This window comes from Sporosarcina luteola (genome assembly GCF_023715585.1).
GTDB lineage: Bacteria > Bacillota > Bacilli > Bacillales_A > Planococcaceae > Sporosarcina > Sporosarcina luteola_D.
Genome location: NZ_JAMBOK010000001.1, coordinates 2,001,741 through 2,025,203 on the forward strand (window position 1 = coordinate 2,001,741; position 23,463 = coordinate 2,025,203).

The window sequence follows — 23,463 nt, forward strand, 5'->3', positions numbered from 1 at the left end:
TCCTGGTATGTTCTTTGTAAACTTAATATACCACTAGGGGTATTAACATTGCAACAATTTTGTTTATCACCATTTAAGAAGTGGTTATCACCGCTCAGGTAGACTTTATCACCGACTCTTAATGCGTTATCACCGACTTGGATGACTTTATCACCGACTCTTGATGTGTTATCACCGATTAGGTGACTTTAACACCGATTCTCGATGCATTACCACCGGTTTAGGCGACTTTACCACCGATCCTCGATGCATTACCACCGATTCAAGTAAATTTACCACCATTTAGCTACAATTCGACAAGGATTTACCCTGTGGGGCATGACTCAATAAAAAAAAGAGAAGCCACACTCGGCTCCTCCCCCTTACTTAATCGATAAAACCGAATTCCCTAGCTTCCCGCATTAATTCTTCCCTGAATTTAGGATGTGCGATGCCTATCAATGCTTTCGCCCTCTCGGATAGTGACTTGCCATGCAATCTGGCAATCCCGTACTCCGTTACGACATTGTCCACGTAGTTTTTTGAGGTTGTCACGACAGAGCCCGGCGCAAGGTGCAGCTTGATCCTCGAAATCGTGTCATTTTTCGCTGTCGAATGCATACAAACATACCCTTTGCCGTATTTCGACAGCCGGACACCTTGCGCAAAATCGGCCTGGCCTCCGCTAGAAGAGTAATAACGGCCAACAACGGTTTCCGATGCGCATTGCCCATACAAATCGACTTCTGTCGTCGCATTAATCGACACCATATGATCCTCTTTTGCAATTTCATATGCATCATTGACGACACTTACCGGCAGAAACTCCACTGATGGATTGTTATCGAGGAAATCATACAGCCGCTGTGATCCGAAAGCGAATGTTGCGATAATTTTCCCTATACGGGACGACTTTTTCATCCCATTCACCGCGCCCGACTCGACTAAATCAACGATGCCATCCGTCAGCATTTCGGTGTGTATGCCCAAATTTCTGCGATCCTTGAGCATTTTCATGACAGCATTCGGAATGGCACCGATGCCGATCTGCAACGTATCGCCGTCTTGGATATCATTTGTTATATACTCAGCGATTTTCTGGTCTTTCTCCGTAATTACCGGCGACACCTCTTCAGTCAATGGCAAATCATTTTCAATAAATCCTGCAATTTGGCTAATGTGGATTTGATTCGCCCCGAAAGTGCGCGGCATGTGGCGGTTCACTTCTAATACAAAGGGAACCTTCCCGATAAATTCAGCGGCATAATCGGCATTCGTGCCTAGCGAGAAATAGCCATGCTCGTCCATCGGTGAAGCGACTGCCATGACCATCGCCTTCTTCGTCGTCTTCTGCAGCAATCTATACATTTCCTGGAATACGTTAGGAATTAATTCGACATGTCCTTCCCAATATGCTTTTCTTGTCGCCCCACTCAGGAAGTACGAAATGTGGGAAAGATGTCCTGCCATTTTACCGTTTATATAATCGCGTTCTCGAAGTGCCAACATTTGATGCACTTTGACGCTATCCAATTGTTCATAGTTCGCTTCAAGTAAGTCCAACAAACCGTGTGGCTCGCCATTTGATAAAGGAATAATAATGTCAGTGTCCTTTTCAATTAGCCCGATAACTTCCAATGAATTTAATAACTTCGTCATATGTCACACTTCCCCGCTGTTGTATTGCAATCAGTATAGTACAGTCTGAGAGCCTGCTCAACTTGTTGAAAAGTGTGCAAATACTTATAATTGTCTTATGACAAAACTATCGAGCGATCAAATTAGACAATTGAATAGTTATAGCGTGTATATCTCAACACCGAAACACCGACTATTTTCACTGCATGATTTACTGGATGATAATAAAACGGAAGACTACTTACTACTTATCCAGACGGTCAGCGGAAGCCCGAACAAAACAGTAGCGGCTTCTTTCTTAATGCGGCGTATTGGAATGTTCATCAATATGCAGCTGTATAACTTAGCGGCTTATGACGAAATTTGGGATGGCGATGCAGCGAAGATGTATTTTGGAGCGGTCGAAGAGTATGGAAACCGTACAGTAAGCACCTTTGTCGAAGAGAGCGATTGGCGAGTGGTCGATGAAAGTGAACATCGGGCTGCTATCCGGAAAATTTTGCTGCAAGCTGATAACGTCATCCGTCAAATCCGGACAGTCACCTCCGTCTCTCCGCTGACTCTGTGGGAGAACATTTTCGGCTTTTTGCTGTGGCAGTATCATCTCATGTTGAGCAATCCTGGCACGGAAGAAGGAGCCCAGGCAGACTTAGATTGCTTGAAAGATGACGAGATATGGAAAGACATCGCCTCCCACTCTCTATTCGCAGCTTTTTTAAAAGGAAGTGAGCCGTCCGATTTGCTGAACACGACAGTTCGAACGACGTGTTGTTTTTCGAAAGATGTGCCTGGTTTGATGCAGTGTGGGTTTTGTCCGCTAAAATGAACTTTCATCTTGCGCGGTAGGCTAGATAAGATTGTTTAACGGAATAAAGGACGCCGATCGCTGCCCCGGAATAAAAAAAGCCCATGAAAATTCCTGCAGCTAGATTGCCGCGATGGCTTATGAAAATTGATAAAATCAATGCAGCTGCCGTGGCAACTGTCGATAACCAACTCGAGTGCACGCCAAACAGCCATTTAGCAACCAATACAATTAACAACACAACCGGAACCGCCCACAACGCATCCCATATATTCGTATGAATGATCGGGTATTCATTTAGCAAGAGAATCAGTCCTTTTTATACTAAAGGATTTCCGTAAGCATCTAATTTATTCATGTTGAGGAGGGGAATCAATGATCCATGTTTCGGGCAATGTCATTGATAGCGAAACGCGCTGTACACATTACCATTCAGAGCTTGATATTATTGCAATTAAATTTTATTGCTGTGATACTTATTATCCTTGCTATCAATGCCATGAAGAATCAGGGTGCGGCGATCATAAAGTTTGGCCGACAGAGAGGTTTGATAAAAAGGCTGTGTTGTGTGGATGTTGTGGTCACGAACTGACGGTAAATGAATATTTGGGCTGCAACTCAAAATGTCCTTCCTGCGGAGCCGGGTTTAATCCTGGGTGCCAATTGCATCGGGAGCTATATTTCGAGTGATTATATAACGTTGTCCACAACAGGACAACGTTTTTTATGTGCTTGTCCCTCAAGTATATGAATAGTATACTCATAATGTATTTCAAAATTTTAATAATTAAATAAAGGGGGAATTCGACAATGTTTTCATCGACGTGGGACCGGTTGTGGCATATGCACGATCAGGTAAAGGACTTGTTCCGTTTCTTTTTCCAACCGAATTCGTCAGAGATGGCATCCGGCGGCGGGGGCGGTCAGAAAGTCGGTGTAGGAAACGCAGGCGGCGGGCAAGATCCGCGGAGTTATTCACCAGCACAATTGATTGGATTAGTATTAGGACCGCTATTATTCTTTATTACTTTACTATTTTTCAAGCCTGAAGGACTTTCGCCAGAGGGTGTTGCCATTTTGGCGAGTACGATGTGGATTGCAACGTGGTGGATTACCGAGGCCATTCCTATCCCCGTTACTTCATTGCTGCCGTTGGTCCTGTTCCCTTTGTCGGGCGGTATGGAAGTGAAATCTACCGCTTCGGCATATGGAGATGAAACAATCTTTTTATTCATGGGAGGCTTCATGATAGCGCTTGCCATGGAGAAATGGAATTTGCATCGCCGGATCGCATTGACAATCATTTCCGCGATCGGAACGAATATGGACCGCATCGTTTTAGGTTTCATGGTCGCAACCGGCTTCCTATCCATGTGGATTTCCAATACGGCGACAGCAATGATGATGGTGCCGATCGGGCTAGCAATCATCTATCAGATTTCAGATGCGTTGAAGGATGACCCTTCCATCGATACGTCGAAAGAGAATTTCGGATTCGGCAAGGCGCTTATGTTGGGGATTGCTTATTCAGCTTCATTGGGCGGTATTGCGACATTGATCGGAACGCCGCCGAATACTTTGCTTGCAGGCGCAATCAATAAAATGTATGGAATTGAGCTGTCCTTTGCAAAATGGATGATGTTCGGTGTACCGCTTGCTTGGAGTTTCATTTTGATCACATGGGTCTACCTTGTGAAATTCGCTTTCCCTTCCAAAATCAAGACCTTGCCTGGAGGACGCGGCATCATAGACAGTGAAAAGAAGAAATTGGGCAAAGCTTCTACGGAGGAAAGAATTGTACTGACGATTTTTGTATTAGCGGCTTTCTCTTGGATTACTCGTACTTTCCTGCTATCCAAGTTTATTGACGGGTTAAGTGATGGTGTCATCGCTATGGTATTTGCGATTCTTTTATTCATCATCCCATCGGTTACTAACAAGGGTGATCACTTATTGGATTGGAATACGGCTGTTAAATTACCGTGGGGCATTCTCTTGCTTTTCGGGGGAGGCCTTGCAATCGCTGCCGGGTTTGTCAGCTCGGAACTGTCCGTTTGGATCGGATCTCAGTTGTCGGGTTTGAATGGCGTGCATATACTTGTCGTCATCATTGTCGTCACGGCACTGGTCATCTTCCTGACGGAAATCACATCCAATACTGCAACTGCTTCCATGATGTATCCAATCATGGCGTCGCTTGCCGTTGCATTAGGATTCCACCCGTATGCGTTAATGATTGCTGCAGGCGTGGCCGCTTCTTGTGCGTTTATGCTGCCGGTTGCGACACCGCCGAACGCCGTCGTCTTCGGTTCCGGCTATTTACGGATTCCCGATATGGCGAAGGCTGGATTTGCACTCAATGTCATTGGAATCGTCCTCGTTTCAGCAGCCATTTATATATTACTGCCGTTACTATGGGGCATTGATTTAACAACCATTCCAGAATCATTCAAATAACTAAATTGAAAACAGGGTCAGCCATATTTATCCGGCTGCCCTGTTTTTTTTCGTTACCCACTGTTCGCTCTATACCTAATCATCCCAACGTAAACAATCGGCAAGACTGCCGTACATGCAATAAGCCCAACCCAGCCAATTGTTTCATACAAAGGACTAAGCAACGTACTTCCCATCGCCACACCGATATAATAGGAAACTAAATAGAGACTCGCTGCACTGCCCTTATGATGAGTCGCTTCCTTGCTGACAGATGCCGCCGTCAAAGAATGGGCCGTGAAAAATCCTAAACAGATGACACATAGACCGATAATGATCATAGTGAGCGACGAAATTGCTGTCATACCAATCCCAATGACTAGTAATACAACCCCAGCGAGCCTGACATTGCGGAGACCAAACTTCCCTGAAACCCACCCTGCTAGCGGAGCACCGACGACCCCGAATCCATATGCCAAGTATAAATATGAAATCGTTTCAAGTGAAAGGGAATACGGTGGATCGATTAGATGAAAAGGTAAATACGTCCACACTCCAGTAAAAGACAATTGAAGGACAATGCCTAAACCGAATACGATAAGCAATGCTGGATTTTTGATATGAAATACGATCCCTTTGATATCTTTGGCAAAAGTCGTATCACTCTGCACGAAATTTCTTGATTTCGGCAACGTCAACAGCAGGATGATGACCAGCACCGTTCCAAAAATCGAAAGTATGTATAAGGACATTTGCCATGAAGCCTGTTCGGCAATGAAACCCGTCATGAAACGGCCGATCATGCCTCCCAGTCCATTGGAGGAAATATAGAGTGCTGTGGCGACACTTGTAAACTGCTTATGTATTTCCTCGCTGATATAGGCAAGTGCCGCAGCAGGCACTCCTGCTAGCGCAAAGCCTTGCACAAAACGTAGAATGACGATGAGCAGAAATGAATCGGTATTTGCGATAATGAGAAACGGAATGACCGATCCAATCAAGGAAAGGTATATGTAAACATTCCTACCGTTCCGATCCGAAAAGAAACCGAGGACAATAAGTCCGACTATGAGGCCGATCGTCGTCATCGACATTGCCGTACTTGCATACGAAACCGATATGCCGAATTCCTTCGTGAATAAAGGCAGGAGAGGCTGCATCGAATACATTGCGGCGAAGATGAAAATTGATGCGGACCCCAAGCCGATCACGATTTTCCAAAATTGAATGTCCCTTACCGTATAGCCGTCATGTTGCATCATCCCACATCCAGTCGTCCGCCTACTAAATTGTATTATATCACTTCAAAATCATAATCTGAAATAAATGAAAACATCGGTATTGGTTTTATCCAATACCGATGTTTATTGTCAGCCTTGCACATCCTTTGTAGCTGCATGTTTAATTTTTCTACGTTGGTCGTAAATATTGCGTACAATCACTTTTCCTACCGCATATACAGGTACACCAACGATAATACCGACAAAACCGGCGATATTGCCCGCTGCCAGGATGATTGTAATGACAGTGAGCGGGTGAATGTCGAGCGATTTGCCCATGACGTTGGGCGTGATAAGATTGCTGTCGATTTGCTGGGCTACGAGCGTCACAATCGCTACACCGATGACAAGCTTAGGCTTATCCATAAAAGCGATGATGAGAGCCGGCGCAACCGCAATCCATGGTCCGATGAAAGGAATCAAGTTCATGAATAGCGCGAAGATGGCAAGAAGCAATGCGTATTCAAGACCCAATATTAAATATCCGATGAAGATCAGAGCTGCCAGAATTGTACTGATCAGGAATTGCCCCTGAATGTAAGAACGCAGTACATTGTCAATGTCGCTCAAGGTCTTTTTAACCCATTCACGCCGCTCGCCACTGAACAGGTCGTAAATGATCGGTGCAAACTTTTCATGGTCCTTCAACATGAAGATGAAGAAGAACGGCACCAATACAAGCAGGAATATCGCTTGGAAGAAGGATTGTAAAAATTGGACAATCCATTTTCCGAAATTCACAGCCATTGCCTGAATTGTATCGGTAGCACTGTCGATTGACCCTTGCAAGCTCGGAGGTAAATATTCTTCCAGATTCCCGAGCATACTTCTCATATCATCGAATTTCTTCGACAAGGTCGGCGCGTTTTCGACAAGGTTATTCACCTGTTTTGTTACATGGGGTCCAATAATGGAAATGAAAATTGCCAGTACGATGAGCAAGCCCGCCACGATGATCAGAATACTTCCCCACCGCGGGATATTACGACTTTCCAGGAAACGTTGTATCGGTTCAGTCATGTAATAAAGCACACCGCCGAGCAGCAATGGCAAAATAATCGCTTTTATAATAATGATGACCGGCGCAAATATGAAACTGATTTCCATAAAATATTTTATAATCAAGATAGCTAATAAAATGCCGACACCAACTTGGAACCAAAGCTTCTTTGTCAATTTCCCACGTCCTTTACCGTCTACAATAGTGTTTATTCAAGTATACGGTTTATTACGGTTGGTGTCGAAAAAAAGTGTCACTATTATTGGTTGCGATTTTTTTATCAGTGAAGGCGCAGAATGATTCCATTTCCAGAAGGATCTTTCGTCACAAATTGGCCTGCTTTTGATTCCACAAGAGCACCTAATTCTTCAATTTTTCCGATTGCCGCAGCCAAAATTGTCTCGTCAGGATAGACAAGTGTGTAAGCTTGAAGTCCTGCGCTTTCTTCCGACGGTCGAGGGGCGCCTGCACCATTCCATGTATTCAGCCCAAGATGATGATGATAATTTCCAGTCGACATGAATAAAGCCTGTGGATAATGTGTGGCAACTCTGAAACCTAGCGCTTCATAAAATTCTTGTGTCTCTGGAAGGCTTGCGACGTGGAGATGTACATGCCCCATGAGTGTTCCTTCGGGAAGGCCGTTCCATTCCTCATTCCCGCTTTCCTCAACAATTGCTCTTGCGTCAAGCGGGTCCGTGCTCATCGCGACGAAATTATTTTGCCATTTCCATGTTTCCGGTTCCCGGTCACGGTAAATCTCAATTCCGTTTCCGTCAGGATCGGATAAGTACAAAGCTTCACTCACGAGATGATCTGAAGCCCCGAGAGGTATTTGATTCTTTGAAAAATGCTTGATCGCTTTTCCGAGATCCGCTCGCGTCGGCAATAGAAGGGCGAAATGATAAAGCCCTGTTCGTCTAGGCTCTTTCGAATGTATCTGCTCTGGCTGCTCCAATATGAGCAATGGATTCTTGCCATCCGCTGTTAAGATTACGCGATTGTCATCCTTTTCCAACACGCTGAATCCGATGATTTCCGTGTAGAAATTTGTCAATTTTTCAAGGTCAGTCACTTTCAGAACGACTTCCCCTGTGTATATATGTGGCGGTTGATGAAAACTCATTGTTTATTCCTCCTAGTAAGTTACTTACTTTATGTAACTAACTCTATATGTTATACTATAGTTTGTCAACAAACAAAGATTTTATGTGAAAGGGTTTTGGCATATGAATGAATTCGAGCTATGTCCACGCTTTGAAAAGACTGTCTCCATCTTGAGCCAGAGATGGACAGCGTTAATATTATATCAGCTCATGTCCGGTCCCCAGCGCTTTTGCACGATGACCGACAAATTGGGAGTGAGCGGAAAAATTTTGACGGAACGGCTGAAGGATTTGGAGCAGCGCGGGTTCGTCGTTCGCGAAGTGTATCCCGAAACGCCAGTGCGCATCGAGTATTCATTGACAGAGAAGGGAATGTCATTGACGCCGATTATGAAAGAGATTGAAAACTGGTCGAAGGAATGGATTGAACTTGATTCCTCAGCCACGACGAAATGAAGCCGATTGCACCCGTGCAACCGGCTTTTCGTCACTATTCTCATTTATGAATGACAACCGTTGTTCCTAGCAGCACTTCCTTGGACAGCTCCAGGACATCTTTGTTGTGCATCCGGATACAGCCATGCGACACGTTCTTCCCGATGGAAGCAGGGTTATTTGTTCCATGAATTCCGTAATGGGGTTTGGATAGCCCCATCCAATATGCCCCAAACGGACCGCCCGGATTTCGTTGTTTATTAATGATTGTAAAGGTTCCGGTCGGCGTAGATGTGACCATCCGACCGACGGCTATCGGATACTTTTTCAGCAACCGATCTCCATCATATAGTTTCAACTCATGCTTTATGATGGAGATGTCAATCCAACGCACCATTGCCTTCCCGCCTTCTTGATAAAGGATTGTTTCTACTAGGATACGGCAAAGGATTTGAGCGGGCTGGGCATGGGTGGATTTCTTTGGACGCGAAGCGGATCGCTTTGGACGTGCGGAAGGCTGCTTTGGACGCGGAGAGGCTTGCATTGGGCGCGCAATGGTACTCTTTGGACGCCGGACTGACCTCCTTGGGCGCACGAAATATATAAGTTAATAACCGATCGCAAAATAGCGATCGGCATCCTTTTTCATTCATTAAACTGAAGATCGCTTGCTTCCTTTACGCGCGCAAACCATTTCAGCACGCTATTATGATGATCAATGACCTGTCGGGCGGAAAGGCTGCCGGAATTCCACGTACTATGGGCATCCGCGACCAACGTGACATCGTAACCCATACTGAATGCCCTTCTGCACGTCGTATCTACGCAAATGTCAGTTTGAATACCTGCCAGGACAAGGTGCTCAACTTTTCGATGTTGTAGATGCTCCTCAAAATCCGTTTTGTGAAATGAATCCGGCGTCGTTTTCTGAATGATTATATCCTGGTCACCAGGCGCTATTTCAGGGTGTATCTCCCACCCCATAGTTCCGTTTTCAAGCGGCTGTCCCACCCCTTCATTATGCTGGACGAAAAAGACTGAAGATCCACTTGTGCGAGCCTTTTCTAGTAGGTCTTTAATGTTTTGAATCAAGACCTCACCTTGGTACACCGGATCCTCTTCCATGAACATTGCATTTTGAACATCAATTATGACAAGCGCCGTCTTCTTCATAACCCCTTCCCCCTTGAAAAGTTGATACGTACGCGCAAATTTTGAAGGTTCATTTCATCACTCCTAACTCGGAAATCCAAGGATGGCCGGGTACATGGATTTCAAGTGCACTGCAAAGCCATTGACGATCTTTATCGCTCAGCAAGTCCTTCACGGCGTGGAAATCTGCTTGATCCTTCTCTCGCGGATTTATCGCTTTGTATAAAACGACGATTGCCGGATGCAAATAAGGAATGCCTTCCGTGGAAATTAAAAATAATGTGGAACTTGGAAAAGTGATTGTCATATCCCTTCTAAAAACCCACTGATCATTTTCAACTTCATTCAACAACACTTCCAAACGCCCTTCTGTTTGGTGGTTGCCATGCAATTCATGGATCGGTAGCACCAATGTCTCCGATTCCCACTCAACCAGTTCACCCTTCACAACTTTTTGAAAGGACCAGTCGGCTAATTGGCTCTTTAACCGGTGTTGATCCTCCCGAAGGATGGCAATTTCGATGTCCGAATGAACACGCGTTTCATTCCCGACAAAAAGGTCGATCGCCCAGCCACCCGCAATTCCCCATGGACGAACGTAGTCAGCCATCCGTACCGCCACTTCTCGACACACCTCCATGATACTTCCCCCAATACACGAAAATAGGAGCGACCGCGTCACTCCCTTGCTGTCTTTTTATTAGTTTATCTAAATGCAGGAATTCTTACAAACTATTTTTATAATTTTCCGATATAGCTTAGACTTTCAATTCCTTGCGAATCAAATGAGCCGTCCAATATGGCTTGCACGTCTTTCAATGTATCCTGAAGGCTTACTGACTGGCCCTTTTGCCCGGTATACTCTTCCGCCACATAGAAAGGCTGTGTCAAATACGCTTCTAAACGTTCTCCGCGTTTATAGGTTTGCACTTCGGACGGCGGCAACTTCTCTTCCCCTCCTACAGCAACAAGTGAACGCAATTCCCGATAACGCCGTAATAACTTTTGTGCTCTTTGCTGAATGAAGAAATGATTCTGATCCATATGCGAGCCTTCCAATACAGACGAAGTGGACGCAATCGGATTGACCGCAGGATAACGATGTCTTGCAGATAAATCAGCGTCGAACTGCCAGAGCGTTTCAAGCGGTCCATATGGAAGTTCTTCATCTACCGCCTCTCCCGTCAAATCCAATAGGAAGGTTGTAACGGCCTCCATTCCGATTTGCTGTAAGCGTTCTTGCAGCTCGTAGATCCCACCAGCCACTACATGACTTTTGTCGGCCGCAAATGCAATTTCTTTTTCGATGCCGAGAGCTGCCATTTTCTCATACGTTTCGTCAATGGTTCTCGTTGTTACATCCACGTTTTCCAACACATCTTGCAACTCAGGGTAATTTCCCTCAGGCATTAATAGGAATGTCGTATACCCCTCACTCTTCAACCGATAGAATAATTCACTCATGACGACAAGTTGGCCCATTTGTTTCCGGGCAACCAACCCGACTGTCCCGCCTTTTGCCAGCGGTGCGAATAAATCCAAAGCCTTAATTTTCGTTTCGATCATCTCGATCTTCTCCCCCCGGATTATCAATTCGTCCAAACTGCACTCTGCCAGATCCGCAAGCGCTACAAGCGTCCTCACTTCCGATTTACCGACTGCTATTTTTCCCGTACACAAATTCGATACTGTTGCTGGCCGAAGACCGACCGATCTAGCTGCACTCGTCAGGTTTGGCACTCTTCTCCTGAGCAATGAAACATTCAACCGAAGATTATCTTTTTCCATTTCCTCACCCCTTACTTTGTATCGTAATTTATTTTATTCTGAAAAGCAATACAGAATTACTTTAAAGCGTAATTTATTTTCCGAAGGAAGAGAAATTGAATCTTTTGCTGAACACATTCATTTCATTTTTAAAAAATCGGGATAGAAAATACGAAGTAGGGAATCTTAACAATGATTCAAAATCCAATGTGAGGAAGGTGTCGTTTTTATGAATAAAATGGCGATAGCAGCATTAGGACTCGGAGCGGCTTTTCTTATGAGAAATAAAAAAGCACGCGGAAAGCTGATGAGGCAGTTTGAATCGCTCGCAGAACCATTCACCTCAAGAAATGGATCACATTATTCATAAAAATCTTTCTCACGGGAAAATCGGCATCCTTTACGGGTGCCGCTTTTTTGTTCTTTGTTTAGACTCTTTCAAATCGGGAAAGTATTTTATAAGCAAAAAATTAGGAGGTAACGATAATGAATAAAAAAATGGCACTGACCGCTCTCGGGTTGGGCGCAGCGTACTTGATGAGAAACAAGGATGCACGAGACAAGTTATCGAAGCAGTTTGATTCATTCGGCTCTACGCCGACGAGAGGCGCGAAAGGCTCTCGCACTTCCACTACTACTTCATCCAACCGAAACAAAGGATTGCTGGGCGGTTTGTTCGGCTGAATTAAAATGGAGAGGGCGCATAAAATTGCGCCCTCTCCTTTTATTCACTCACCGCGACACTGCGCCTCTCCATATAAAGAACGATAAATATACTCGTTTCGTATAGCAATGCCATCGGAATGAGGACAATGAGCTGACTGACAAAGTCGGGAGGTGTAATCAGTGCTGACACAACTGCCAGGACAAGATACGACCACTTCCTCACCTTCCGTAAAGTGTCGGCTGTCAACACACCGATCGCGGCTAGAAACATTGCGATGATCGGCAGCTCGAACAAGAGTCCGATAGGCATCGTAGTCATGAGCAAGAATTTTGCATATTCCTGGGCCGATACCATCACTGTGAAATTCATGGCTCCTAACGATACGAGGAAGCGGTAGCTTAACGGATTGACGATAAAATAGCCGAACGCCAAGCCACCCAGAAAAAGAAAGAACATGACCGGTGAGTACAGGCTTAAAAACTGCCTTTCTTTACTGTTCAGTCCCGGCTTCACAAACTGCCATAAAAAGTGGCACAGGAACGGAAGGGACAAGCCGAATGCCAATGCGGTCGAGATGGACATGTAAAATACCACTACCTCCATCGGGCCGAGGACAATCAATTCATGACCTCTCGTCACAACCGGAAACCATAAATTAACGGTCGCAAAAACTCCGATAAAGAAAGATACAAAGACGACGGCACTTTTAATAAGCTGTTTACGTAAATCCGTCAAGTGCTCGACAAGCGGCGGATCAGATGCCTCACGCACGACGTCGACATCCGCCTTTTCGAGCGGGATTTCCGATTCTTGCTGTGCAGAACTTTGTTCAAGCTGTATTTCTTGCGCCTGTTGTTCATACTTCTTATCAAGCGGGCTCACTATTTTTCGATTGTGATCTCCGTACGGGTCCACCTCATCACCTGCTCACGAAATATCCGTTTTCTTCGGTGTTTCCTTCACTTCTTCATCCTCTAGAATGTCTCGGGCCGACTTTTTAAATTCCGCCAACGTCTTTCCGATGGCAGAACCGACTTCAGGCAATTTCCGCGGTCCGAATAATATGAGGATAATGACCAAGATGATAATTAATCCCGGTACGCCAATATTCGGTAGTCCCATAAAAATCTCTCCTTCGTTTAAACGAGTGAACCTCCGTTTTTGCTATACTTCAAAATGGCTTCTGCTGTTCGATAAGCCAATGCCCCGATTGTTCCTGTAGGGTTATAGCCGCCATTGTGCGGGAAGTTCCCCGCGCCGACGACGAATAGATTATCCGCGTCCCAATGTTGCAAATATGTGTTGACAACACTATTGGCAGGATCGGTGCCCATGATCGTTCCACCCGTATTATGTGTCGTCTGGTAGGGAACTATGTCATAGTCGGAGATCGGATTTCCAGGGACTACGGTTTTCGCCCCCATTTCCTTCATAATCTCCGCAATTCGATCAGTGAGGTACTTATGCAAATTCCGGTCCTGTTCCGTAAAATTGTATGTCAGCTGCAAAAGCGGCACGCCGTATGCATCCCGATAGTTTGGATCAAGCGACATATAGTTGTCTTTATGTGGCATGGAAGCCCCTTGTCCTCCAACTGATAACACGCGGGAGTAGTTTTCAATGGACGCCTTTTTAAATTCAGAGCCCCAAGCCGGAGTTTCCGGTAAAACCGGATTTGTCTGAATCGGCCTGAATCCGGTTTGTGTAATTGAAATGCTCGCCCCATGAATAAAATCAAGGTCCGAATGGTCAAAACTGTCGCCATTGAAGTCATCGATTGTCATCCCAAGAGCACCTGCACCCATGAACACATTCATCTGTTCATTAAAAAATCCGGTCACGGTCGGCAGGATTTGATACCCATAATTTTTGCCTAACGTACCCCTGCCCGTTTCGGGATTATATTGCTCACCGATTTTGGAGACCATAAGCAGTTTTGCATTATTCATTACATAACTAGTGAGGACTACCACTTCGGCCGGCTGGATGAACTCCTCGCCCGATTGCGTGTCTATATATCTAACACCTGTCACTTTGTTCCCTGATTTTAAAACTTCAACTACGTTCGCATGAAACGTCACATCGAAGTTCCCTGTTTTCATGGCTGTCGGAACAACAGTGATTTCAGGAGATGTTTTTGCCCCATATTCACAGCCGAACCTTTCGCAAAATCCGCAGTACTGACAAGCTCCAATTGTTTGGCCGTCCGGGTTTTCGTATACTTCAGACAGGTTTGCGGACGGTAACATGTATGGATGGTATCCCAAGGAAGTTGTAGCATTTTCAAACTTTTTTAGAATAGGGGTCTTTTTCATCGGAGGTGTCGGAAACTCCGAGGAACGCTTACCCGCAAATGGGTTTGTATTTTCCCCCGATATGCCGGCCGTTTTTTCGTACTTGTCAAAATACGGCTCTAATTCGTCGTACGTAACTCCCCAGTCCTGCAGCAAATAATCCTTTGAAAGTTTATTTTTCCCGTACTTTTTCTCGGTCATCGTCTTAATTTGAAAATCGTAGGGCAAGAAGCGGAACGTGTGGCCATTCCAATGTGTTCCCGCACCGCCAAGACCCTCGCCAAGGAGAAATGACCCCAACTGCCTCATTGGGAGCGCACGCATTTTGCGATGGTTGCGAAACGTAATCGTCTCCTTCGACAAATCCTGCATCAATTCATAGCGGATTGCATATCGATATTCATCATGCACCATTAGATAATCTTCAGTGCCCCGCGGTTTCCCTCTTTCCAAACCGCGTACTTTCAAACCTGCCTTTGCGCATTCGGCTGCAATAATGCCGCCCATCCAACCTACTCCTACTGTTACTACATCAACCTTGTCCAATGTTTTTGCCATCAGTTATTCCCTCCGTCAATGCTGCATACTGCTAATTGATTTTGGTTCGATCTTTTGAAACTTCTCTTCTTCGATTACGTTGATATATGCCATTTGATGGCCAGGGAATCCTTTCATCCTCCAGCCGTCCATGTTCGCGTTTCCGTTATAGATCGGATCTGCATAAGCTCCTTCCAACGTCGCTTGGCGGAGCAGCTTGAAAAAGAATTCCGACGAAACACCTTTCATCTCCACTTCGTTTTTTTGGAAGGAAGTGAGAATCTCATCCATTTGCCCGCCATCCAACTCGGTAAAGCCTTTCTGATATCGTTTCTGCGCCTCTTCTTCCATGATTGCAATTCCCTGTCTGAAGATCTCTGCCCGAGTCAGCCTGCTTTGATATCCTTGTGTCGCTTCCCCAGCAAAAAATGGACCTTGCATATACTCGCGCGCATTGCTGCCGTAATTCCCCGCCAGCTGGTTATCTATAAAATAAGGGACACCGAGACCGATTGCCCCCGGCCCGAGGTCATCCTCAGGAAAAATCCGTTCAACGGCTTGGGAAAGTACATTGAAATCAGCACGATTCGTGAAGAACATTAACCCTTTCACCGAGGTCGTGTCATGGTTTGCCGCGTTTTGCGTGCCACCCTTCGTTTGCACACCGTCTTTATTGACGTTATAGCCGACAAGACCCCCAATCAGCCCCCCTCCAACTAATGCTCCTGTGGCAATTCCTGTCGTTTTCAGGAAATCACGCCTCGACAATCCTTTTTGATCATCAGCCATTTTGTTTCCTCCTTCCTGTATGTGCCATCTAGCATGTCCGTTTTTTTATAGGTTTCATACAAAGTCAGCATAAATTATCCAATTGCGGTATATTGTTCTGAAATAAAGCCTTTGGAAGGAGAGCTTTCAATTGAAGAAACTTCTTTTATTCATCATAAGTCTAGGGATATTGGCGGGTTGTTCTTTCTCTGGTGAAACGGCTGCAACCTATATCCAAGCCAAACGACTGGCCACGAATCTAGAAGCCCCCTGGTCCATTGCTTCGGACGGGGAACGCTTTTTCATTTCAGAAAGGGGAGGGGCGATTGTAAGAGTCGAGAAGAACGGGAAAACGATACGGGAGAAAGTCCGTTTGTCAGATCCACTTTCAAATGCTGCAGAAGCAGGATTGTTGGGGTTTGTTCTTCACGATGATTTCCATGAATCCAGACTCGCCTATGCGTATTACACGTATAATTCGGACGGATCTCCTGTCAATCGAATTGTGACGCTGAAGTACGACGGTGAGGACTGGGAGGAGACGGAAATCCTTTTGGACGGAATTGAATCAGGGCCTGTCCATCACGGGGGACGGCTTGCATTATCACCGGAAGGGGTTCTCTTTGCAACGATTGGTGACGGTGCTGCTCCTGAAAACGCACAAGACCCGAATTCATTCAACGGGAAGATAGTGAAACTCCAGGAAAATGGCAGTTTCACCACTGTGAGTTTGGGGCACCGGAATCCACAAGGGCTTGCTTGGAATGCGGAGAGTGATCTTTATTCTTCGGAGCACGGGCAGTCCGCAAACGATGAAGTCAATAAGATTGAGCAAGGAGGGAATTATGGCTGGCCGGTAATTGAAGGGCATGAAGGCAGGGAAGGCATGATTTCTCCGCTTCTCACTTCGGGGACAAACGAAACATGGGCGCCGTCCGGAATCACGTTTCACAACGGCTTGCTATATGTTGCGGCTCTCAGAGGGGAAGCCATTTTAGTGATCAACCCGGAAACGATGGAGGTTGAAGAAAAAATAGAAGGCTATGGGCGTATTCGGGATATCCATTCTGACGGGGAGTCACTTTACTTCATATCCAATAACACAGATGGTCGGGGAAGCCCTTCCGAATCGGATGATGTTTTGTATAAGTTTGTGAATATCAAAAAAATAGCAGATGAAAGAAGATGACATCTTCCTTCACCTGTCCATTGATTCATTCTTCAAATCTTAAAATAGGAATGCGGTCTTCCAAGATTACAACCTCATCCAGCGGAAGATCAATACGAAATCCATCTTTGCCGTAAGCACTGACAGCGACTTTCTTATGGGCAAATGGATTATTCGTCACGAACGTCACAATGCCTGTCTCCTGCTCATAACTCTCCACCGCAAAACGATGACCCGACAGAATGGCATATGGGAAAATCTCATAAGCATCTTCCAGCTCATCTGTGCTTATTTCCTTGAATAAATGACCATTCGTTCCCATTTCAACAAATCCTAATTCCTCGTCTTTAGGATCCCCAGACTGCAAAAAATAGTTACGTCGTTGGGATACGATGGGATATTCTTTACCGTTCCAAACTGCAAAACGACCTTTTCTAATCATTCCATCTCCTCCAAGAAATACTAATATGTATACTTCCATTATATAAATCACACAAATTCGGAAAAAGGTAAGTTCATCCAAATTTTCGACATAATTTTCAAGGACTATCCACTCTTGCCAGCCCGAAAATCTTGAGCCTTCGAGTTTTTACGTTTGCCTTTCTCCCTATGGGGTATTTAAAAACTACTATACTTTAAGGAGGTTTTATTATGAACGAAAGAGGAAACTCGGACAAGTTCAAAAGCGTTGTGAATAAAGTTAAAGGTGAAGCAAAAGACCAATTTGGTAACGCGACGGACGATCCAATGCTGCAGGCTGAAGGAAAACTGGATAAATTGAAAGGCGAAGCACAGCAGGAAATCGGCGAATTCAAGGATCGTTTCGGTAATTACAAGAATGAACGACGTTAAGTGAAGGAAGGCTGTCTCCTGAAAAGGAAGCAGCCTTCCCTTTCCTTATAAATGCTCGGTGTTGATCCGTGGAACCGTGCCGGTATTCTCATCCCTCGGCTGCAAGCTGTCATCACCTGAAAGCACTTCACCGCTGTCTGTCAGTTGTGCCCTACTATCCCTTTCTGCATCTTCAATTTCTACGGCTTTTTCGTTTTTCACGGCTTCGCTCCTACCGACGTATCTTTTTTCCACGTTTCACACACTCCTTTTTCATTTATTTTTAATACTTTACCCCTAGATTCGACTGAAAACACATTTTGTTTGTCTGTATTAAATGTTTAGTACAGGCCAATCACGTGAATAGAATAAGGAAAGAAAGGAAGTGCTTTCAATGAATAAGAAAAAACCATTCGCTTCAGAAGATCGGAAAGACGCAGAAGGTCCTTTCATGGACAACCCCGAGAATTTACCGACTGACAAGGAGAGCATCTACGACATGCATGAGGATATGCAAACCGTCGATTCGATTCCGTTGGAGGATGTCAGGTTGGAAGAACATGAGGAAGATCATCACCGTAAAACGAAAAGTAGTTCTTCCAGCGAGGAGAAATATAAATAAGCACAAAAAAGCAGAGGATGATCCTCTGCTTTTTTGTGAACTAGCATGTCATAGTCTGTCGATATTCCCCGGGAAATGTCAAAATCAAACTAGAGTCTTGGCAGCATTCCGTTTTGCCATATACATCCCGAAAAAGACAAGCAAAACGATGAAGATGATAGTAAGCCCCACACTCATCCAAAAATCAGATTGATCCACAGACGCCCCGAATGCATTCAATGCATACGTACTCAATTTCCAGGGGGATATCGTCCAGTACGTGCCGATGATACCGTCAAGGACCTGGAAAACGAGCAAAATTAAAATCGAAAGCCCCGCAGTCCCGCCCGTAGGCATCCAAGCGCTCAATGACAGAACGACCGTCACTGCGAAAATTAGCCACAAACTATACGTTCCTAAAAACGCGAAGACTTCCCCTGCCGCTACCGGGTTGAATAAAATCCGGATATAATACCATGCCGCCAAAAAACCTAACCAAACACTTGCCAATACAATCACATTGACGACAATCCATTTGCTGAGGAAATATTGGGAAAATGACATTGGCCTCACGTATAGAAGCGTAGCCGTCCCGGTTTTCCGCTCACCCGAAATAGAGCCCATGAAAGCAAGGATGATGACAAGGATGCCGATTATCTGATATTGACCCATTAATGAGACAAAAATATCTTCTCCCCGGAATTTTGGCCAGACGAAATCCGTCCCTTCCGGCAAGTTTCCAACACTTTTCATAATTTCAGGGAGGAAGTGGTTCGTAATCGGCTCTAGTATTCCAAAGATAACGAACACAATCGGAATCCAATACAGTTTGAAATTGCGGACATTTTCCCGCCATTCCTTGCGTAATAATGCATTCAAGCTGCTCATTCCTCCACCGCCACCTTCATGAAAATGTCTTCCAAGCTGGCCGTCTGCAACTCCACTTTCCTTATATGGAGGGATTCTGTATGCAACAGCGCTAAAACTTCAGACGTCCCAACCTTTTCCTCGACTGCATCGATGGATACTTGCTTCTTTTCCACCCTGACTGCCCAAGGGGAAATGGCGGTAAACCTCTCAGCCTCTATGACCGACTCAAACTCGATGAGAACGCGGGGGTTGGCGTATTTCTCTCGGATGGAATCGAGCGATCCATTTTCAACAAGGACTCCTTTACGCAGGAATAACAGCTGGTCAGTCATTTCTTCTGCATCATTTAAGATATGGGTCGAATATAAAATTGTCGTCTTCTGTTGAAGTTCCTTCAGCAAATTCATCACCTGGCGCCGTCCGACCGGGTCGAGCGCCGACACTGGCTCATCCAATAGCAGCAACTCCGGTTCATGGACAATCGCCTGGGCCAAACCGAGCCTTTGCTTCATGCCGCCGGAGAATGTTCCGGCCCTCTTTTTCATCGAATCCCCAAGACCGACAAACTCAAGCGTCTTTTTAGCTTCCGATAACGCTCGCCTCTTTTCAACGCCACTCAACACCGCAGCCATTTCAGTGAATTCGAGTGCTGTCAACCAAGGGAAGAACTTCGGGTATTGAGGAAGATATCCGATGGAAGCCCGGATGTCCGGCTTCGGCTTCCCACGGAATAAAATCGATCCATTGGTTGGAGCGACAAGTCCAGCTAACATCGACAATGTCGTCGTTTTTCCTGCTCCGTTCGGTCCAATCAATGCCGTCGATGTCCCTTCCCCTAATTCGAATGTAATTGAATTGACGGCTTTGTGACTACCATAACTCTTCGAAAGTTCATGCACTTGCAACAACTGCGTCATGCCTGCTTCCTCCCGAAGATGAAATACAAAATTGGTCCAATGAGACCGAGGAGCAATATGATGAAAATCCACAGGATGAATGGTCCATTGGTCCGTTGATGACGGATGACATCAACCAAAGCGACAACCATCAAGATCAATTGAAGTACAAGTACCGGTAAAATGAGGCTCCAAGGTATATTTGCAATCTCCGACATGAACGTCACAACCTCTCTTTTTGTTATACATCGAGTATAACACGCTTGTTATACGCTGTATATAACAAATTAAAGTTTTCTTAAATATTATTCTTACCTTACTGGCTTTTAAGGGCTGGCGGCTCACTTTGAGCGCGGTTCCTATAGATTGACTACCCGTACTGATTCCCCCCAACCGTGTTATACTATTGCGAGAATTGGAACTGGAGGTCGCAAGATGAAACCATGGATGTATCCGCTGTTCGTCATTCTTGGGGCGTGCAGCTATGGAATTCTTTCAACAATCATTAAATTGGCCATTGCGGACGGGTTTACAGCACCCCAAGCAGTAACGAGCCAATACTATACCGGTTTTCTATTAGCCGCACTTATATACCTTTTCACCCGGCGGACGCTTCCTAAGTTCGGCGGCGGTTTTACGCTGGTCATCGCCGGTCTGCTAACAGCAATCACAGGAACAGTTTATGGGAAAGCTGTCAGCTTGATGCCCGCTTCCCTCGCAGTTGTCATGCTCTTTCAATTTACGTGGATCGGCATGCTTCTCGATTGCATCGCCCGCCGACGCCTTCCGAAACGAATTGAAGTCATTTCCTTACTGTTTTTATTCGGAGGTACGATTTTTGCTGCAGGTGTCATCGATGCCGACTTAAGCGGCATCCCTTGGCATGGATGGGCATGGGGAATGGTTTCGGCAGTCAGTTTCTCGGCATTCCTCATGGTGAATCAGCGGCAAGTGGAAGAGATGGACATGATCACAAGGCTATTGTTCATGGCATTCTTCGCCGCAGTCGCCATCACCTTCTTTCAAGAGCCGCAAATCGTCTGGGATGGCACATTGCTGAACGGCTTATGGATTTATGGTTTGATTTTAGGGGTGTTCGGCATCATTTTGCCGATCCTGCTCTTCTCCATCGGCATTCCAAAAGTCGGTACAGGAATGGCATCGATTTTAAGCGCGATCGAACTGCCGGTTGCCGTCACTGTTTCGATGCTTTTATTGCATGAGCATATGACCGTTTTGCAGATTACAGGAATTGTGATCATCCTCATTGGCATGACATTGCCTAGCATCGCTAACCGACGGATACGATTGAAAGATGCTTAGGAGGTATCCACATCACGTTAATTAGTGATGTGGTTTTTTATTGCACCGAAAACTTTTCGGCACTCCGGAGGGTATATATAGTGAGAGCAGCAAACTAGGTTTCTAAAAGGAGTGTACCGCGTGCAGGAAAAGTGGGTTCGGAAAATACGGGCAGGCGATCAAGCCGCATTCCGTCAATTTTATGAGGCGTATGCCGGTACGGCAATCCGGACGGCGAGCGCAATCACCCGCAACCGGGAGATGGCGAAAGATGCGGTGCAGGAAACGTTTATCCGGGTGTATCGGCAAATCGGCAGCTATAATCCAACTTTGCCATTCGACCCTTGGTTCTATCGGATATTGACGAATGAATGTCTTCGTTTACTGAAAAGGGAATCACCCCTTTTGAATATCGATTCGATTGAGAACGAGCCTTCCCTAGCAGAGAAATCATTCGAGCAGTTGACGGAGCTCTACGATATTATTCAAGCATTGGACGATTCAATCCGGATTCCGCTTATCTTGAAATATAGTAAAGGATTTTCCGAAAAAGAGATCGCGGACATTTTAGGGTTGAATCAAAACACTGTCAAGTCGCGATTGTTTAAAGGAAGAAAGCGATTGAAAGAACAGTTGCAATCTATTCGAGAGGAGGATCTGTCCTGATGAGCAAATTTGATGAGCGGATAAAGAGCGAGCTTGAACAACAAACACGCGCAGATGTGCATGATTTGAAGGAAGATATTTGGAATGAAGTCAACGTGGAACTATTTGAAGGGAAAAAGACAATAATAAAGAGAAGAAAACGCTGGATGCCTGCAATGCTGATTGCGGCGGCGGCACTTGTCATTGCGTTCACGTTGCAGAGCAAGTCCGGGATGGCATTGATCAAAGGCATAAAAGATATGTTTGTTCCCGAAAAGGAGATTATCCAGAGCATTGAAGGGCAAGACGAGCCGACGGAAGTTTACCTAAATGAAGGGAAGGATTCCGAGTACATCATCTATGTGGATGAATCACGCTATAAAATGATTAAAGGTGAAGACGCAGACATTATTACGACGATTGAACCTCTTCCAGAGAAATACCCCGAAGTAAGCATGGAAATAAAACAATATCCAACTGACAAGCCGGAAACGCTTGTGAAGGAGCTTGAGGAAAAGTTGAAGGTTGGATTCCCTGATCTTCGGGCCGTTGAAATAGTCTCGGAGCCTATCGAAGGGTTCTGGCTGCATGGACTGACTGAGTCGACTTGGGACGGTAAGGTCATTGATGTGTACGTCATGAGCAACGGGAAAGATGGAAGCTTTGTCATTACCGAAAAGTACTTCCTTGAGGCAGCGGAAGGTCATGGCGCAAGATTTCATCATATGCTACAGAGCTTTAAAATTATCGAATAGACGGAGTTTTGAAGGGGGACCCTTTTTCCCCTTCTTTTTTTTTAGGTATAAAAGTAGATTCGTGTACTCTTATGCATATGTTATAAGAAGATAGGGTATAGATTGAGAAGTAGATAGCAAGGAGGCTCTTGGGCATGGATATTTTCATGATTGTCATTGATACGCTGATTGTTTTATTATATCTAACGCTGATCGCATTCATTACACCTTTCACGATGAAGTATTTAAAAAGAAGGAACCAGGATATATTCATTCAAATGCTGCCGATCTGTTTCATTGTTTTTGTCAGTAGCATTATCATTTCCATGGGGCTTGGCGGCTTCAATGAGGTGCTGTTCTTTCAAATAACGAGTATCGTTTCATTGGTTCTTCTAGGTTCTCTATTGTTCCTGACATTGGCAATGAGAATATTGTGGAAAGATAAATATGATATGTTAGTTGAAAGGATCCTTTCCTTTCTCACAAAACATGAACGGAGCTTCTCACTGAAATAAGTGGGAAGCCCTTTTCTTTTTGTTGTACACTATTGAT

32 protein-coding genes are annotated in these 23,463 nt (G+C 45.2%); 14 read left to right on the forward strand and 18 right to left on the reverse strand.

Annotated elements, in window-relative coordinates:
* Positions 1–366: 366 nt before the first annotated feature.
* Positions 367–1,638, reverse strand: coding sequence for an acetyl-CoA hydrolase/transferase family protein (locus tag M3193_RS09860; protein WP_251626948.1), 1,272 nt, complete (start codon positions 1,636–1,638; stop codon positions 367–369).
* A 145-nt stretch (positions 1,639–1,783) separates the two neighbouring features.
* Here M3193_RS09860 and M3193_RS09865 point away from each other — a divergent pair, with 145 nt between their 5' ends.
* Positions 1,784–2,443, forward strand: a complete 660-nt coding sequence (locus M3193_RS09865) for a hypothetical protein (RefSeq protein ID WP_251626950.1) — start codon at positions 1,784–1,786, stop codon at positions 2,441–2,443.
* A 4-nt stretch (positions 2,444–2,447) separates the two neighbouring features.
* Here M3193_RS09865 and M3193_RS09870 read toward each other — a convergent pair whose 3' ends face one another.
* Positions 2,448–2,726, reverse strand: coding sequence for a hypothetical protein (locus tag M3193_RS09870; RefSeq protein WP_251626952.1), 279 nt, complete (start codon positions 2,724–2,726; stop codon positions 2,448–2,450).
* A gap of 71 nt (positions 2,727–2,797) precedes the next feature.
* On the opposite strand from M3193_RS09870, the gene M3193_RS09875 reads away from it, so the two are divergent.
* The gene (locus tag M3193_RS09875) at positions 2,798–3,112 is read left to right on the forward strand and encodes a CHY zinc finger protein (protein ID WP_251626954.1); all 315 of its coding nucleotides are present in this window, start codon (positions 2,798–2,800) and stop codon (positions 3,110–3,112) included.
* 120 nt (positions 3,113–3,232) lie between these two features.
* Entirely contained in the window at positions 3,233–4,879 is a 1,647-nt protein-coding gene (locus M3193_RS09880; protein ID WP_251626957.1) for an SLC13 family permease, read from the forward strand.
* 53 nt (positions 4,880–4,932) lie between these two features.
* Here the strand turns inward: M3193_RS09880 and M3193_RS09885 are convergent, their stop codons facing one another.
* The 3 genes from M3193_RS09885 to M3193_RS09895 form a co-directional block, all read right to left on the reverse strand.
* Positions 4,933–6,117 (reverse strand): MFS transporter, encoded by a 1,185-nt coding sequence (locus tag M3193_RS09885; protein WP_251626959.1) that lies wholly within the window; start codon positions 6,115–6,117, stop codon positions 4,933–4,935.
* A 111-nt stretch (positions 6,118–6,228) separates the two neighbouring features.
* A complete protein-coding gene (locus tag M3193_RS09890) occupies positions 6,229–7,314 on the reverse strand; it encodes an AI-2E family transporter (RefSeq protein WP_251626961.1) in 1,086 nt (361 codons plus the stop codon).
* Between the two features lie 104 nt (positions 7,315–7,418).
* Positions 7,419–8,264, reverse strand: coding sequence for a VOC family protein (locus tag M3193_RS09895; RefSeq protein WP_251626963.1), 846 nt, complete (start codon positions 8,262–8,264; stop codon positions 7,419–7,421).
* 103 nt (positions 8,265–8,367) lie between these two features.
* Between M3193_RS09895 and M3193_RS09900 the strand changes: the two genes are divergently transcribed.
* Positions 8,368–8,700, forward strand: coding sequence for a winged helix-turn-helix transcriptional regulator (locus M3193_RS09900; protein ID WP_251626965.1), 333 nt, complete (start codon positions 8,368–8,370; stop codon positions 8,698–8,700).
* 40 nt (positions 8,701–8,740) lie between these two features.
* On the opposite strand, the gene M3193_RS09905 is transcribed toward M3193_RS09900, so the two are convergent.
* Positions 8,741–9,076: a L,D-transpeptidase gene (locus M3193_RS09905; RefSeq protein ID WP_251626968.1), complete on the reverse strand. Its 336-nt coding sequence runs from the start codon at positions 9,074–9,076 to the stop codon at positions 8,741–8,743.
* A gap of 83 nt (positions 9,077–9,159) precedes the next feature.
* Between M3193_RS09905 and M3193_RS16735 the strand changes: the two genes are divergently transcribed.
* The gene (locus tag M3193_RS16735) at positions 9,160–9,285 is read left to right on the forward strand and encodes a hypothetical protein (protein WP_285851875.1); all 126 of its coding nucleotides are present in this window, start codon (positions 9,160–9,162) and stop codon (positions 9,283–9,285) included.
* Positions 9,286–9,324: 39 nt separating this feature from the next.
* On the opposite strand, the gene M3193_RS09910 is transcribed toward M3193_RS16735, so the two are convergent.
* The 3 genes from M3193_RS09910 to M3193_RS09920 form a co-directional block, all read right to left on the reverse strand.
* Complete coding sequence (locus tag M3193_RS09910) at positions 9,325–9,852, reverse strand: cysteine hydrolase family protein (protein WP_251626969.1); 528 nt, start codon at positions 9,850–9,852, stop codon at positions 9,325–9,327.
* 49 nt (positions 9,853–9,901) lie between these two features.
* Entirely contained in the window at positions 9,902–10,471 is a 570-nt protein-coding gene (locus tag M3193_RS09915) for a nucleotidyltransferase domain-containing protein (protein WP_251626971.1), read from the reverse strand.
* A gap of 98 nt (positions 10,472–10,569) precedes the next feature.
* Positions 10,570–11,619, reverse strand: coding sequence for an ATP synthase beta subunit C-terminal domain-containing protein (locus tag M3193_RS09920; RefSeq protein ID WP_251626972.1), 1,050 nt, complete (start codon positions 11,617–11,619; stop codon positions 10,570–10,572).
* A 208-nt stretch (positions 11,620–11,827) separates the two neighbouring features.
* Between M3193_RS09920 and M3193_RS09925 the strand changes: the two genes are divergently transcribed.
* Together M3193_RS09925 and M3193_RS09930 are read left to right on the forward strand one after the other, a co-directional pair.
* A complete protein-coding gene (locus M3193_RS09925) occupies positions 11,828–11,968 on the forward strand; it encodes a hypothetical protein (protein WP_251626974.1) in 141 nt (46 codons plus the stop codon).
* A gap of 116 nt (positions 11,969–12,084) precedes the next feature.
* On the forward strand, positions 12,085–12,282 hold the full coding sequence (locus M3193_RS09930; protein WP_251626976.1) for a hypothetical protein: 198 nt from the start codon (positions 12,085–12,087) through the stop codon (positions 12,280–12,282).
* A gap of 40 nt (positions 12,283–12,322) precedes the next feature.
* On the opposite strand, the gene tatC is transcribed toward M3193_RS09930, so the two are convergent.
* The 4 genes from tatC to M3193_RS09950 are packed head-to-tail and all read right to left on the reverse strand — an operon-like array spanning position 12,323 to position 15,885.
* Positions 12,323–13,180 (reverse strand): twin-arginine translocase subunit TatC, encoded by an 858-nt coding sequence (gene tatC / locus M3193_RS09935; protein WP_251626978.1) that lies wholly within the window; start codon positions 13,178–13,180, stop codon positions 12,323–12,325.
* 12 nt (positions 13,181–13,192) lie between these two features.
* Entirely contained in the window at positions 13,193–13,387 is a 195-nt protein-coding gene (gene tatA, locus M3193_RS09940; protein ID WP_251626981.1) for a twin-arginine translocase TatA/TatE family subunit, read from the reverse strand.
* A 17-nt stretch (positions 13,388–13,404) separates the two neighbouring features.
* A complete protein-coding gene (locus tag M3193_RS09945) occupies positions 13,405–15,117 on the reverse strand; it encodes a GMC family oxidoreductase (RefSeq protein ID WP_251626983.1) in 1,713 nt (570 codons plus the stop codon).
* A gap of 15 nt (positions 15,118–15,132) precedes the next feature.
* The gene (locus tag M3193_RS09950; protein WP_251626986.1) at positions 15,133–15,885 is read right to left on the reverse strand and encodes a gluconate 2-dehydrogenase subunit 3 family protein; all 753 of its coding nucleotides are present in this window, start codon (positions 15,883–15,885) and stop codon (positions 15,133–15,135) included.
* A 130-nt stretch (positions 15,886–16,015) separates the two neighbouring features.
* On the opposite strand from M3193_RS09950, the gene M3193_RS09955 reads away from it, so the two are divergent.
* Positions 16,016–17,053 carry a PQQ-dependent sugar dehydrogenase gene (locus tag M3193_RS09955; protein WP_251626988.1) on the forward strand — a complete coding sequence of 346 codons (1,038 nt, stop codon included), beginning with the start codon at positions 16,016–16,018 and terminating at the stop codon, positions 17,051–17,053.
* A gap of 25 nt (positions 17,054–17,078) precedes the next feature.
* On the opposite strand, the gene M3193_RS09960 is transcribed toward M3193_RS09955, so the two are convergent.
* Positions 17,079–17,474 carry a hypothetical protein gene (locus M3193_RS09960; RefSeq protein WP_251626991.1) on the reverse strand — a complete coding sequence of 132 codons (396 nt, stop codon included), beginning with the start codon at positions 17,472–17,474 and terminating at the stop codon, positions 17,079–17,081.
* A 209-nt stretch (positions 17,475–17,683) separates the two neighbouring features.
* Between M3193_RS09960 and M3193_RS09965 the strand changes: the two genes are divergently transcribed.
* A complete protein-coding gene (locus M3193_RS09965) occupies positions 17,684–17,884 on the forward strand; it encodes a CsbD family protein (RefSeq protein WP_251626993.1) in 201 nt (66 codons plus the stop codon).
* Between the two features lie 45 nt (positions 17,885–17,929).
* Here the strand turns inward: M3193_RS09965 and M3193_RS09970 are convergent, their stop codons facing one another.
* Entirely contained in the window at positions 17,930–18,118 is a 189-nt protein-coding gene (locus M3193_RS09970; RefSeq protein WP_251626995.1) for a hypothetical protein, read from the reverse strand.
* Positions 18,119–18,257: 139 nt separating this feature from the next.
* Here M3193_RS09970 and M3193_RS09975 point away from each other — a divergent pair, with 139 nt between their 5' ends.
* A complete protein-coding gene (locus M3193_RS09975; protein WP_251626997.1) occupies positions 18,258–18,485 on the forward strand; it encodes a hypothetical protein in 228 nt (75 codons plus the stop codon).
* A gap of 84 nt (positions 18,486–18,569) precedes the next feature.
* Here M3193_RS09975 and M3193_RS09980 read toward each other — a convergent pair whose 3' ends face one another.
* Genes M3193_RS09980 through M3193_RS09990 form a run of 3 tightly spaced genes read right to left on the reverse strand, consistent with a single transcriptional unit; the run spans position 18,570 to position 20,448 of the window.
* Positions 18,570–19,352 (reverse strand): ABC transporter permease, encoded by a 783-nt coding sequence (locus tag M3193_RS09980; RefSeq protein ID WP_251626999.1) that lies wholly within the window; start codon positions 19,350–19,352, stop codon positions 18,570–18,572.
* A complete protein-coding gene (locus M3193_RS09985) occupies positions 19,349–20,251 on the reverse strand; it encodes an ABC transporter ATP-binding protein (protein ID WP_251627001.1) in 903 nt (300 codons plus the stop codon). Before M3193_RS09985 ends, M3193_RS09980 begins: the two co-directional genes overlap by 4 nt.
* A complete protein-coding gene (locus M3193_RS09990) occupies positions 20,248–20,448 on the reverse strand; it encodes a PLDc N-terminal domain-containing protein (protein WP_251627004.1) in 201 nt (66 codons plus the stop codon). Before M3193_RS09990 ends, M3193_RS09985 begins: the two co-directional genes overlap by 4 nt.
* A gap of 217 nt (positions 20,449–20,665) precedes the next feature.
* Between M3193_RS09990 and M3193_RS09995 the strand changes: the two genes are divergently transcribed.
* The 4 genes from M3193_RS09995 (at position 20,666) to M3193_RS10010 (ending at position 23,426) form a co-directional block, all read left to right on the forward strand.
* Positions 20,666–21,553 carry an EamA family transporter gene (locus M3193_RS09995; RefSeq protein WP_251627007.1) on the forward strand — a complete coding sequence of 296 codons (888 nt, stop codon included), beginning with the start codon at positions 20,666–20,668 and terminating at the stop codon, positions 21,551–21,553.
* Positions 21,554–21,673: 120 nt separating this feature from the next.
* Entirely contained in the window at positions 21,674–22,198 is a 525-nt protein-coding gene (locus M3193_RS10000) for an RNA polymerase sigma factor (protein ID WP_251627009.1), read from the forward strand.
* Complete coding sequence (locus tag M3193_RS10005) at positions 22,198–22,932, forward strand: hypothetical protein (RefSeq protein WP_251627011.1); 735 nt, start codon at positions 22,198–22,200, stop codon at positions 22,930–22,932. Before M3193_RS10000 ends, M3193_RS10005 begins: the two co-directional genes overlap by 1 nt.
* A 134-nt stretch (positions 22,933–23,066) precedes the next feature.
* Entirely contained in the window at positions 23,067–23,426 is a 360-nt protein-coding gene (locus tag M3193_RS10010) for a hypothetical protein (protein ID WP_251627013.1), read from the forward strand.
* The last annotated feature ends 37 nt before the right edge of the window (positions 23,427–23,463 follow it).

What these genes read in the sequence shown, in the direction of transcription:
- M3193_RS09905 (WP_251626968.1), bottom strand. Translation starts at nt 9,076, where the DNA reads ATGGTGCGTTGGATTGACATCTCCATCATAAAGCATGAGTTGAAACTA.
- M3193_RS09950 (WP_251626986.1), bottom strand. Translation starts at nt 15,885, where the DNA reads ATGGCTGATGATCAAAAAGGATTGTCGAGGCGTGATTTCCTGAAAACG.
- M3193_RS09930 (WP_251626976.1), top strand. Translation starts at nt 12,085, where the DNA reads ATGAATAAAAAAATGGCACTGACCGCTCTCGGGTTGGGCGCAGCGTAC.
- M3193_RS09990 (WP_251627004.1), bottom strand. Translation starts at nt 20,448, where the DNA reads ATGTCGGAGATTGCAAATATACCTTGGAGCCTCATTTTACCGGTACTT.
- M3193_RS09895 (WP_251626963.1), bottom strand. Translation starts at nt 8,264, where the DNA reads ATGAGTTTTCATCAACCGCCACATATATACACAGGGGAAGTCGTTCTG.
- M3193_RS09915 (WP_251626971.1), bottom strand. Translation starts at nt 10,471, where the DNA reads ATGGAGGTGTGTCGAGAAGTGGCGGTACGGATGGCTGACTACGTTCGT.
- M3193_RS09900 (WP_251626965.1), top strand. Translation starts at nt 8,368, where the DNA reads ATGAATGAATTCGAGCTATGTCCACGCTTTGAAAAGACTGTCTCCATC.
- M3193_RS09995 (WP_251627007.1), top strand. Translation starts at nt 20,666, where the DNA reads ATGAAACCATGGATGTATCCGCTGTTCGTCATTCTTGGGGCGTGCAGC.
- M3193_RS09960 (WP_251626991.1), bottom strand. Translation starts at nt 17,474, where the DNA reads ATGATTAGAAAAGGTCGTTTTGCAGTTTGGAACGGTAAAGAATATCCC.
- M3193_RS09980 (WP_251626999.1), bottom strand. Translation starts at nt 19,352, where the DNA reads ATGAGCAGCTTGAATGCATTATTACGCAAGGAATGGCGGGAAAATGTC.
- M3193_RS09860 (WP_251626948.1), bottom strand. Translation starts at nt 1,638, where the DNA reads ATGACGAAGTTATTAAATTCATTGGAAGTTATCGGGCTAATTGAAAAG.
- M3193_RS09875 (WP_251626954.1), top strand. Translation starts at nt 2,798, where the DNA reads ATGATCCATGTTTCGGGCAATGTCATTGATAGCGAAACGCGCTGTACA.
- M3193_RS09985 (WP_251627001.1), bottom strand. Translation starts at nt 20,251, where the DNA reads ATGACGCAGTTGTTGCAAGTGCATGAACTTTCGAAGAGTTATGGTAGT.
- M3193_RS09880 (WP_251626957.1), top strand. Translation starts at nt 3,233, where the DNA reads ATGTTTTCATCGACGTGGGACCGGTTGTGGCATATGCACGATCAGGTA.
- M3193_RS09925 (WP_251626974.1), top strand. Translation starts at nt 11,828, where the DNA reads ATGAATAAAATGGCGATAGCAGCATTAGGACTCGGAGCGGCTTTTCTT.
- M3193_RS09910 (WP_251626969.1), bottom strand. Translation starts at nt 9,852, where the DNA reads ATGAAGAAGACGGCGCTTGTCATAATTGATGTTCAAAATGCAATGTTC.
- M3193_RS09965 (WP_251626993.1), top strand. Translation starts at nt 17,684, where the DNA reads ATGAACGAAAGAGGAAACTCGGACAAGTTCAAAAGCGTTGTGAATAAA.
- M3193_RS09920 (WP_251626972.1), bottom strand. Translation starts at nt 11,619, where the DNA reads ATGGAAAAAGATAATCTTCGGTTGAATGTTTCATTGCTCAGGAGAAGA.
- M3193_RS09885 (WP_251626959.1), bottom strand. Translation starts at nt 6,117, where the DNA reads ATGCAACATGACGGCTATACGGTAAGGGACATTCAATTTTGGAAAATC.
- M3193_RS10005 (WP_251627011.1), top strand. Translation starts at nt 22,198, where the DNA reads ATGAGCAAATTTGATGAGCGGATAAAGAGCGAGCTTGAACAACAAACA.
- M3193_RS10010 (WP_251627013.1), top strand. Translation starts at nt 23,067, where the DNA reads ATGGATATTTTCATGATTGTCATTGATACGCTGATTGTTTTATTATAT.
- M3193_RS09975 (WP_251626997.1), top strand. Translation starts at nt 18,258, where the DNA reads ATGAATAAGAAAAAACCATTCGCTTCAGAAGATCGGAAAGACGCAGAA.
- M3193_RS09945 (WP_251626983.1), bottom strand. Translation starts at nt 15,117, where the DNA reads ATGGCAAAAACATTGGACAAGGTTGATGTAGTAACAGTAGGAGTAGGT.
- tatA (WP_251626981.1), bottom strand. Translation starts at nt 13,387, where the DNA reads ATGGGACTACCGAATATTGGCGTACCGGGATTAATTATCATCTTGGTC.